This window comes from Mesorhizobium sp. M2A.F.Ca.ET.067.02.1.1 (assembly GCF_004023285.1).
Classification (GTDB): domain Bacteria; phylum Pseudomonadota; class Alphaproteobacteria; order Rhizobiales; family Rhizobiaceae; genus Mesorhizobium.
This window is the reverse complement of the sequence record NZ_RZSB01000132.1, coordinates 1-10,488: the sequence shown is the minus strand read 5'-3', so window position 1 is coordinate 10,488 and position 10,488 is coordinate 1. Positions and strand designations below refer to the sequence as shown.

11 protein-coding genes are annotated in these 10,488 nt (G+C 65.5%); all 11 read right to left on the bottom strand.

The window, feature by feature from the left end:
* Positions 1 to 128 precede the first annotated feature (128 nt).
* Entirely contained in the window at positions 129 to 1,016 is an 888-nt protein-coding gene (locus tag EOA28_RS12450) for an amidohydrolase (protein ID WP_189342026.1), read from the bottom strand.
* Complete coding sequence (locus EOA28_RS12445; RefSeq protein ID WP_127253021.1) at positions 1,016 to 2,152, bottom strand: VWA domain-containing protein; 1,137 nt, start codon at positions 2,150 to 2,152, stop codon at positions 1,016 to 1,018. Before EOA28_RS12445 ends, EOA28_RS12450 begins: the two co-directional genes overlap by 1 nt.
* Before the next feature lie 226 nt (positions 2,153 to 2,378).
* Entirely contained in the window at positions 2,379 to 3,260 is an 882-nt protein-coding gene (locus EOA28_RS12435; protein WP_127253019.1) for a MoxR family ATPase, read from the bottom strand.
* 7 nt (positions 3,261 to 3,267) lie between these two features.
* Positions 3,268 to 4,272 (bottom strand): molybdopterin cofactor-binding domain-containing protein, encoded by a 1,005-nt coding sequence (locus EOA28_RS40905; RefSeq protein ID WP_126081905.1) that lies wholly within the window; start codon positions 4,270 to 4,272, stop codon positions 3,268 to 3,270.
* Position 4,273: 1 nt separating this feature from the next.
* Positions 4,274 to 5,641 (bottom strand): xanthine dehydrogenase family protein molybdopterin-binding subunit, encoded by a 1,368-nt coding sequence (locus tag EOA28_RS40900; RefSeq protein WP_127253018.1) that lies wholly within the window; start codon positions 5,639 to 5,641, stop codon positions 4,274 to 4,276.
* Positions 5,642 to 5,652: 11 nt separating this feature from the next.
* Positions 5,653 to 6,135, bottom strand: coding sequence for a (2Fe-2S)-binding protein (locus tag EOA28_RS12420; RefSeq protein WP_127386524.1), 483 nt, complete (start codon positions 6,133 to 6,135; stop codon positions 5,653 to 5,655).
* Positions 6,136 to 6,191: 56 nt separating this feature from the next.
* On the bottom strand, positions 6,192 to 6,986 hold the full coding sequence (locus EOA28_RS12415; protein WP_127252303.1) for an FAD binding domain-containing protein: 795 nt from the start codon (positions 6,984 to 6,986) through the stop codon (positions 6,192 to 6,194).
* A gap of 15 nt (positions 6,987 to 7,001) precedes the next feature.
* On the bottom strand, positions 7,002 to 7,445 hold the full coding sequence (locus tag EOA28_RS12410; RefSeq protein ID WP_127252304.1) for an SRPBCC family protein: 444 nt from the start codon (positions 7,443 to 7,445) through the stop codon (positions 7,002 to 7,004).
* Between the two features lie 105 nt (positions 7,446 to 7,550).
* Positions 7,551 to 8,378 (bottom strand): AraC family transcriptional regulator, encoded by an 828-nt coding sequence (locus EOA28_RS12405; RefSeq protein ID WP_127252306.1) that lies wholly within the window; start codon positions 8,376 to 8,378, stop codon positions 7,551 to 7,553.
* Between the two features lie 145 nt (positions 8,379 to 8,523).
* Positions 8,524 to 9,522 carry an ABC transporter permease gene (locus EOA28_RS12400; RefSeq protein ID WP_042637227.1) on the bottom strand — a complete coding sequence of 333 codons (999 nt, stop codon included), beginning with the start codon at positions 9,520 to 9,522 and terminating at the stop codon, positions 8,524 to 8,526.
* A gap of 65 nt (positions 9,523 to 9,587) precedes the next feature.
* Positions 9,588 to 10,331 (bottom strand): ATP-binding cassette domain-containing protein, encoded by a 744-nt coding sequence (locus EOA28_RS12395; protein WP_042637228.1) that lies wholly within the window; start codon positions 10,329 to 10,331, stop codon positions 9,588 to 9,590.
* Positions 10,332 to 10,488 lie beyond the last annotated feature (157 nt).

Genomic DNA, 10,488 nt, shown 5'->3' with positions numbered 1-10,488 from the left:
AGCGAAGCTCGGACGGATGAGGGGTGTTCCAGGGAACACCAGCGCCTCACTCCGCTGGAACACCCCTCATCCGTCTCGGCGCTGCGCGCCGATCCACCTTCTCCACAAGGGGAGAAGGGGGAGCCGCGCTACACCGGGCGGTACACCTTCTCGGCCGTATTCCAGAAGATGTCCGCCTCGGCCTTGGGGCCATGCTGCGTCACCGCAGCGCGGTGCGCCTTGATCAGCTCGGCATGGCTGGTCCAGAGCTTCTCGATCGGGAAGTTCGAGCCGAACATCAGCCGGTCGCTGCCGAGAATCTCGATCGCGTTGTCGACGATATAGGCGATAAGCTCTGGGTCGTTGCGGTGAACGAAGGTGCCAAGCCCCGACAGCTTGGCGTAGAAATTGGGCGCCGCCGAAAGCGTGCGCAGGCCGGCCTTCCACGCTTCGGTGGTTTCCGGCTCCATGCCGGTCAGCATGCCGGCATGGGTGAGGATGAAATTCGTCTCAGGGTTCTCGCCGACCAATGCCAGGCCATCCTTCATCTGCGCGGGAAAAAGCTGCAGGTCGAAGGAGAGGCCGTAATTCTTCAGCCGCGCCACGTTCTTCCGCACTTTCGGGTCGATCACCTGATAGGCCGAGGCGGCGAAGCGGAAGGCGGGAGTCTCGTGCCAGTGCAGCTGCATGCGCACGCCGCGCAGCAGCTTGTATTTCATCAATCGGTCGATCTGCGGGCGCACGTCATCGACCGTCATATCGGCATAGCCGACGATGGCGTGTGGCCAACCGGTTTCTTGCGCCGTCTTCTGCAGGAAGGCGACTTCCTTCTCGAAATCCTCCTTGGCCCAGTTGGTCTGGACATAGACTGCCTTCTCGACGCCCGAGCCTTTCTGGTCCTCGAGGAACTCCGTGATCGCGTAATCGCGGCGGATCGGCTCGTAGGGGCCGAAGATGCGCGGCACCATCGGGCCGACCAGCCAGGGCTGGTCCTTTTGGCGCCAGATGTGAAAATGCGCGTCGACGGCTTTCTGCATCACGATACCCTTTTCCAGATGGTCTCGGCCGCCGAGGCGGGGCGGGCGAGCGACAGGATGAAATCGGTGAGACTCCCGAGCGACGAGCCGTCGACCAGATCATCGAGCACCGGCAGGATTGCCCGCAGCGCCGATGTCGCCGGGCGAAAGCGCGGGTCGCCGGCGAGCGGAGTCGCCAGCGACAGGCGGAAGGCGCGGGCGCTGAAGCGGCGCATGGCGATCTCCAGTTCGGCATGGCTGCCGCGTTCCAGCCCATCGGACAGCACGACGACGCAGGCGCCGCGCGCGAAGGCGGAAAAGCGCGGCACCGACAGGAAAGCGAGCAGCGTCGGGCCCATGCGAGTGCCGCCGTCCCAATCGTCGACAAGCGCCGCGGCGCGGGCGAGCGCCTGCCCGCGGTCGCGGATGCGCAGCGCCGAGGTGATACGGGTGAGCCGCGTGCCAATGGTGAAGACTTCGGCGCGGTCCGCGCCCTGCACGGCGGCGTGCGCGAGCTTGAGGTAATCGGCCGTGTGCAGCTTCATCGAGCCGGAGACATCGATGAGCAGGAGCAGTTTGCGCGGCACGGCCTGCCGGCGGCGCAGCAGCGGCGAGGGTATGTCGCCATCGGCGCTGACGATTTCGCTGAGCGAACGCCTGAGGTCGAGCGTGCCGCGCGAGCGGGTGCGGATCGTGCGGAAGGAGCGGCGCGCGGGCAGGGCGGATACGAGCTTGCGGCGGAACGGGCCGAGGCCATCGTCGTCGCGCTGGAAATCGCGGCTGCTCAGCTGCTCGAGCGCCGAGGACAGCTCGCCGCCTTTTTCCCGGCGAATGGTTTGTCTTTCTTCCTCGCGCGCGCCGCGATCGTCCTTGACGCGGGTCTCGTCGTCCTCCTCGCCTTCGATCGAAGGCTTGGCGTCGCCGTAGAAATAGCTGCGGAAATGCGCCTCGAATTCGCCGCGGCGATCGGGCGAGGGCGCGAGTGTCGCAAGGGCTGCCTCGCGGATATCGTTCATCGAGCGGGGGCCGAGCAGGGTAACCGCTTGCATGAAGCTGGTGGTTTGTTCGGGGGCGATGGGGAAGGCGTGGCGGCGCAGCAGGCGGGCGAAGCCGAGGAAAGGCGCGGCGGCAGGGCGCAGGTTTTGCGGACGCCTCATTCCTTCGCGCCCCCTTCTGTCCTGCCGGACATCTCCCCCACAAGGGGGGAGATTGGCAGCTTGGGCGCGCCGCTCGATCCTGCGACGTTGGAAACTAGCGAAAGCCGGCGTGCCGTCCGATCTCCCCCCTTGTGGGGGAGATGTCCGGCAGGACAGAGGGGGGCGCTGTCCCGCCAGCGCGGCTCATTGGCCCCGGAAGACAGCGCTAGCGCGTTGCGATTGCCCATCACGCCAGCGCCTCCTCGACAATCCTCCCCAGTTCCGGCGCGATCGCCGACAAATCCTCCTCGTCCTTGATCAGCACGCCGATGGCCCGACGGAAAGCCTCCGGCCACGGGCTGCCGCCCTTTTCGAGGATGGTCGCGGCATTCGCCCATTCGACCGCTTCAGCGATGCCCGGCGGCTTGGCCAGCGGGCGAGCGCGGATTTCCTGCACGGCATTCGCCACTGCGCGCGCCGTCGCCTCGGCAACGTCGCCCGAGCGCAGCATGATGATCTCGGCCTCGCGCCGGGCGTCGGGATAGCCGATCCAGTGGTAGACGCAGCGCCGGCGCAGCGCCTCGGCCAGCTCGCGGGTGCGGTTCGAAGTCAGGATGACGATCGGCTGCGTTGCGGCGCGGATGGTGCCGCGCTCGGGGATGCTGATCTGAAAGTCGGAGAGGAATTCCAGAAGCAGTGCTTCGAACTCGTGGTCCGAGCGGTCGATCTCGTCGACAAGCAATACACGCTCGACCGGCGCGCGCAGCACCTGCAGCAGCGGCCGGGCGATCAGGAAACGGTCGTCATAGATGTCGATCTCGTGCTCGCCGGCATGGCGGATGGCGAGCAGCTGGCGCTGATAGTTCCATTCGTAAAGCGCATGCCCGGCGTCGATGCCTTCATAGCATTGCAGCCGCACCAGTTTGCGGCCGAGCAATTCGGCGACCGCCTTAGCGGCCTCGGTCTTGCCGACGCCCGGCGCGCCTTCGAGCAGTAGCGGCTTGCCGAGCCGGACCGCCAGGAAGATAGCGGTGGCGAGGCTGTCGTCGGCCAGATAGCGCGAGGCGGCAAGGCGCGCGGCGATCGCCTCCGGCGAAGCCGCGATCTCAACGACGTCGGCGCTGGGCATTGTCCCCTCAGCTCGCGGCCCGCGCCTTCAGCGCGCGCAGGATGCGTTCGGGCGTGATCGGCAGCGTGTCGATGCGCACGCCGACAGCGTCGAAGACGGCGTTGGCGACGGCCGGGATCTGCGGGTTGGCGCACATCTCGCCTGGACCCTTGGCGCCGAACGGTCCGTCGGCGGAAGGTCGCTCCAGCACGATAATCTCTGTCTCGGCGAGGTCGCCCGGCCCCGGCATCAGATACTGGTTGAAGTCGGTGCCGCCATGGTCGCGGTTCGGATAATAAGGCTCGGTCGTCTCGTAGAGCGCATGGCTGATGCCCATCCAGGAGCCGCCGACCAGCTGCTGCTCGACCATCTTCGGGTTGAGCGCGCGGCCGATCTCGAAGACATTTTTCACGGTGAGGACCGTCACTTCGCCGGTCTCGTCGTCGACCTCGACCTCGGCCACGGTGCAGGCATGGGCATAGCAGGTCGACGGCTTCATCGCGCCGGTCTCCTTCTCCGGATAGGAGCGCGGGATCAGGAACATGCCGCGGCCCGAGATCGAGCGGCCGCGCTTGAAATGCGCCGACAGCGCGACATCGAAGATCGAGATCGATTTCTGCGGCGCACCCTTCACCTGGATGTTGCCCTGGCCGTCGGTATCGAGGTCAGAGGCGTTCACCTCGAGTTCTTCGGCCGCGACTTCCAGCATCACCTGGCGGGCTTCCTTGGCTGCCTGGATGACGGCGTTGCCGGCGCGGTGCGTGCCGCGCGAGGCGAAGGTACCCATGCAGTGCGGGCCGGTGTCGGTGTCGGCGGTGTCGACGACAACGCGGTCGGTCGGCACGCCGATCGTCTCGGCGCAGATCTGCGCCATGATCTGCTTCATGCCCTGGCCGAGATCGACGCTGGAGAGCGTGACCATGAAATTGCCGGTCGGCGTCGAATGGACCAGCGCCTGGGTCGGGTCGCCGCCGAGGTTCATGCCGGTCGGATAGTTGATCGCGGCGACGCCGCGTCCACGCCGGATCGCCATCTCAGGCTCCCTTCCTGTAGGAGGACATCGCCATGTATTTCTCCGCCACCGGCCAGTTGGCGGCGCGCGCGGCTTCCTGCATGCATTCGATCAGCGCCGCACCCTCGGTCGGCTGGCGATGCGCCTTCATGTCGCCGTCGCGATAGGCGTTGATGAAGCGGAATTCGAGCGGGTCCATGCCGATCAGCCGCGCCAGCTTGTCCATCTGCACTTCCAGCGCGAAGTCGCCGATGGTGACGCCGAAGCCGCGCATGGCGGAGGAGGGGGTGCGGTTGGTGTAGACGCAATAGGTGTCGATCCAGACATTCGGGATCGTATAGGGCCCGGGATAGTGCGCGGCGCCCTTCTGCGCGCCGTAGGGCGAGTGGCGCGAATAGGCGCCGGCGTCGGTGTAGCCGGTCACCTTGCGCGCGACGATACGGCCGTCCTTCATCACACCGTCCTTGATGACGACTTTCTCGGCCGCGCGCGGCGAGGAGATCTGCATCTCCTCCTCGCGGCTGTAGACGAAGGAAACCGGGCGTCCGGTGAGCTTGGCGCCGAGAATGGCGATCGGCTCGACGATGACATCGACCTTGCCGCCGAAGCCGCCGCCGACCGTTCCGCCGACGAAATGCAGCTTCGAGCCCGGCATCTGCAGGATGATCGAGGCGTTATCGAGGGTGAAGAACATCGCCTGCGTGTTGGTGTAGCAGGTGAAGCGGTCATTGCCTTCGGGCGCCACAACGCAGCCCGTCGTCTCGGTCGGCGCGTGCTCGATCGGCGAGGACTGATAGGACTGTTCGAGGATGTGGTCGGCCTGGGCAAAGCCCGCTTCGACATCGCCGAAGCGCACCTTGCGGCATTCGCCGCTGTCATAGAGATAATAGTTCTGGCCGTGATACTCGTTGACCAAGGGGGCGCCGGGCTTCAACGCCTCCTCCATGTCGAAGACCGCCGGGAGCACCTCGTAGTCGACCTTGACCTTGGCGGCGGCTTCCTGCGCCGCGCGCTCGGTCTCGGCCAGCACTGCCACCACGGCCTCGCCCTTCCAGCGCACCTTGCCGTCGGCAAGCACTGTCTCGTCCTCGGGACCCACCTGGATCAGGATCAGGATGGTGTAGACATTGTGCGGCACGTCCCTGGCGGTCAGCACGCGCACGACGCCCGGATGCTTCTCCGCTTCCGACGTATCGATCGAGCGGATGCGGGCATGGTGATGCGGGCTGCGCACCATCTTCAGATGCAGCATGCCCGGGAAGGTCCGGTCGGCGAAATAGGCAGTCTTGCCGGTGACGTGTCCGGGCGAATCGAGCCGTGGCCGCGGCTGGCCGATCTCGTTGAGACCGTCCTTGCGAACGTCGGCGAAATAATCCTTGCGCAGTTCCATGGCTCGTTCCCTCAGGCGGCATTTTGCGAGTTGGCGCGGGCGGCTACCAGCACCGCCTGGATGATCGGCTCGTAGCCGGTGCAGCGGCAGATGTTGCCGGACAGCGCCTCGACCACGTCGTCGCGGCTGGGGTTCGGCGTGCGGTCGAGAAGCACTTTTGCCGCCATGATCATGCCCGGCGTGCAGAAACCGCATTGCGTGGCGAAGGCATCGAGGAAGGCGCGCTGCAGCGGATGCAGCACGCCACCCTCGGCAAGGCCGGCCGTCGTCTTGATGTCTGCGCCGTTGCAAGTCTCGGCCAGCGTCAGGCAGGATAGCCTCAGCTCGCCGTCGATGATGACGGAGCAGGCGCCGCAGGTGCCCTGATGACAGCCGCCCTTAGGCGAGGTGTCGCCGATCTTGTCCCTGAGCGCGTTGAGGAGCGTCGTGCCGCTCTCGATGAATTCGGCCTTTTCGGAGCCGTTCAGCGTGAATTGAACCGGGACTTTCGCCATTTTTCCTCCCTGCGCGCCTGCCCGGATGAACCGAACAGACGCGCGTCCCCCACGGATTAATTCGACAACAGCCGGCCGAGATGGACCGGCAGGACCTCGGCGCGATACCAGGCACTGGCGATCGGGTCGGTGATCGGCGCGATGCCTTCGCCCGCGGCGGCAAGCGCCGGCGCGATTTCCCGCGGCGTGAGCTTGCAGCCGAGCAGCGCCTTCTCCGCCGCCGTGGCGCGGATTGGGCGATCGGCCATGCAGCCCAGCGCGATCCGCGCCGAGACCACCGTGCCGGCGGCCGCAAGTTCCAGAAGCGCGGCGATGCTCAGCACCGACACACCCTTGGGCTTGACGCGCGACACTTTCAGGAAGCGGAAGCTCTCCGCCGCGGGCAATGCAAAGCCGACAGCGGTGACGATGGCGCGGCTGGTATCGCGGCCGGCCAGGAAGATCTCGATCGGCGTCTCGCCGTCCTCAGTGACGACGGTCGCGTCCAGCGCCAGCAGCGCCACGGCGAAATCGCCGTAAGGGGCAGGGGCGAACAGATTGCCGCCGACGGTCGCCATGTTGCGGATCGCCGGCCCGCCGACGGCACGCGCGGCCGGCGCGAGCGCGGCAAGCTCGGGATGGCTGGCAATCGCCGCCATGGTGACGGAGGCGCCGAGCCTGACCTTGCCGCCGGCAACAGCGATTTGCGAGAAGCCAGGATCGGTGACGCGGACCAGGCTGGATGTGGACACGTCGCCTTCATTGGCCGCGCGGACGACAAGCGTACCGCCGCCGAGATAGCGCGTGCCGGGGGCCTGCAACGCGGTGTTGGCGCCTTTCACGCTCGAAAAAGTCTGCAGCGCAAGCGACATGGCGCGCTCCCCGGTTCAACTGTTGCCGGCAAAATGGGCCTTCAGGGCGTTGAAGCCGCCCTGGAAGACGTTGGCGCCCATGCCCTCGGCCAGCTTGTCGGCGTCCTCCGGCGCTGCGTCGAAGCTCGCCGTCCATTCCGCATAGGTGCGGTTGCCGTCGGTGACGCGCCGCAATTGCAGCGTCGCCTTGTGATTGGTGAGCGGCTGCGGCGTTTCGAGGATGGAATAGCTGACAAGGAAGTTGTCGTCGGAGAAGTCGAGCAGTTTTTCACGCAGGGTCGCGCCGCTGACCAGTTTGAAATTGCGCACACAGCCGATCGTGGTGGCGTCCTTGCCGTCCTCGATGAGGCTTTCCACCATGCGCGGATGCCAACTGGGCAAACCGTTGAAGTCGCGGATGCGCTCCCAGACCTGCTCGACCGGCGCGTCGATGACGCTTGAAATGGTGACTTTCGCCATAGACTCGTTCCCCTGCAAAGATCGAGCGAAGGCTAAGGCCGTCGGTCAGCTTGTGCTTATCAATGCGTCTTGAGTGCCTATCAACCAGTCGGAAAAACAGGCGCCTCAGGCCGTCGCCCGAGCGGCTTCACGATAGAGCGTCGGCGGCACGCCGACATGGTCGCGGAAGAAGCGTGAGAAATTGCCCTGGGTGGTGAAGCCGAGATTGCAGGCGACGGAGATCAGCGGTTCCTGCGACCACTGCAACTGGCGCACGGCTTCCTCCATGCGCAGCGTGTTCCAGTAGACGTTCGGGGTCAGGTTGGTCTGTTCCTTGAAGAGCGCAAAGAAATGCGGCCGGGAGAGCCCGACCGAACGGGCGACATCGTCGAAGGAGATGCGCTCGCAGACATTGGCCTTCATCAGCTGGATCGCCTTGCGGACACGGAAGTCGAGCATCGTGTTGATGCGTGCGCGGGCCATCTGCGGCGCCGAGGCATCCGCTGCGTCGAGCACTGAGTCGATGAAACGCTCGATCTCGTAATTGGCGACGTCGTCGATGCTCTCATTGTCGGTCAGGTGATCGAGCAGGTTGGCCGCCGCCTGGTGCAGCCAAGGCTCCAGCGCGATTGCGGCCTGCGTGAACAGCGGCGCCGATGAGGGCAGGTCGCGGCGCCGGCGCGCCCAGTCCGGGTCGATGTAAAAAGCCAGGAACAGGCCTGGCCTGCCGTCATGCGACAGCGCGTGGCTGTGCGGCTGGAACGAGTTGATGCCGGCTGCCGTGCACGGTCCAAGCCGCACCGTTTCCCGGCCGATGGTCATTTCGCCTGCCGTGCCTTCCAGCCAGATGATGAGATGTGCCTCGCCATGGGCATGGGTGACGAAGTCGTTGGCGACATTCAGCACGGAAACATGCCCGAACCGGCCCCAATAGAGCCTGATCGCGTCCGTCATGGGTATCGTTCCTCCCGCAGGCGACTGGCCTCCCTTCGCCTGCCGGAGGATAGTGCGGCCGGGGTGCGGTCGCGTCAAGGCGGGCGGGAATGATGGCCGCCTCGCATCGCCCGTCCGGACCGATTTTCAGACTGGGCGATAGGAGCTAATCGCTGCGCCTGAAATTGCGGATACGGTCGAACAGCACCGCCAGGATGATCGCGCCGCCGATGAAGGTGCCTTGCCAGAAAGCGTTGATGCCAAGCAGGCCAAGGCTGTTGCGGATCACCTCGATCAAGGCAGCACCGACGATGGCGCCGAGCGCGGTGCCGACGCCGCCGGCAAGATTGGCGCCGCCGATGACGGTGGCGGCGATGACCTGCAACTCCATGCCGGTGCCGAGATTGGTGGTGACCGCACCCAGCCAGCCGGTCTGGATGATGCCGGCGAGCCCGGCGGACAGAGCCGAGATCATGTAGACGGCGACCTTGATCTGCTTGACCGGAACGCCTGTCAGCGTCGCCGCGTGCTCATTGCCGCCGATGGCGAAGATGTGCCGGCCGAACTTGGTCCAGCGCAGGATGAAGCCGGTGATCAGCGCCAGGATGATCATGTAGAGAACCGGATTGGCGATGCCGAAGACCCAGGCGCCGCCGCCCAACGCCAGGAGCTTCTGGTGGTCCGGCCCGAACTGGAAGACCACGGTGTTGTTGGAAGCGACCATGGCAAGGCTGCGCGCCACCGAGAGCATGCCGAGCGTCACCACGAAAGGCGGAAAGCCGACATAGGCGATGAGCACGCCGTTGAAGGCGCCGATGGCGAGCGCGGTGACGATCGTGGCCAGGATGCCGATCTCGATCGAATAGCCGGCATGCATGGTGACGGCGAGCACCATGGAGCACAGGCAAAGCACCGAGCCGACCGACAGGTCGATGCCGCCGGTGATGATGACGAAAGTCATGCCCAGCGCGACGATGGCGACGAAGGTGACGTTGCGGGTGATGTTGAAGAGGTTCTTCGAGGTGGCGAAGGAATCGGTCGCAAAGGACAGGAACAGGCAGGCGAGAATGACCGCGATCACCACCCAGAATGTCTGGTTGGCGAGGAGCCGCGACAGGAAGGTGTGCTGCTTCTGCGCGATCGTCTGGTCAAGGGTGACTGCCATTGTCGACCTTTCCTGGGGTGGGACGCGGAACACCGTGCGTCACGCCACCCGTTCAAATCCGTGAGTCATGCCACCTGTTCGATGGCGCCGGTGATCAGCCCGGTGACTTCCTCGGGCGAGCTCGAAGCGATCTTCTTGTCGGCCACCTTGCGGCCGCGCCGCATGACGATGACGCGGTCGGCGACGTCGAACACGTCTGGCATGCGGTGGCTGATCAGCACAACCGCGATGCCCTGGTCGCGCAGATGGCGGATGAGGTTCAGCACCTCGGCCACCTGCCGGACCGAGATCGCCGCCGTCGGCTCATCCATCAGCACGATCTTGGCCTGCGACAGCATGGTGCGGGCGATCGCCACCGCCTGGCGCTGGCCGCCCGACATCTGCTTGACCAAGTCGCGCGGCCGCGTCTCGGATTTCAGCTCGGCAAAGAGCTGGCCGGCGCGCCTGTACATCGCCGCATAGTCGAGGATGCGGAAGGGGCCGATGCCGCGGCGCAGCTCGCGGCCGAGATAGACGTTTGCCGCGGCCGTCAGATTGTTGCACAGCGCAAGGTCCTGGTGGACGATCTCGATGCCGTGCTGGCGGGCCTCCGCCGGCTTGTGCATGACAATCTCCTTGCCCTCCAGATGCATGGTGCCGTGGCTTGGGCGGAAATTGCCGGCGATCATCTTGACCAGCGTCGACTTGCCGGCGCCGTTGTCGCCCATCAGGCCGACGACCTCGCCGGCCTCCAGCGAGAACGAGACGTCGTTGACCGCCTGGATGGCGCCGAAATGTTTCGAGATGTTGGCGAGTTCGAGAACCGACACCAGCCTTAAGCCTCCCCATTGTTGACGCAGCAGTTTGCCGGCTTGCCAGCAGCGCTTGCGTTCCGCCCGTCCATCTCCTCACGAACGGCGCGATACGTGCATTTAGGCAAAAGCCGGCAAAGCCGTCAATCAATTGTCTGACGATTAATTTCGAGAC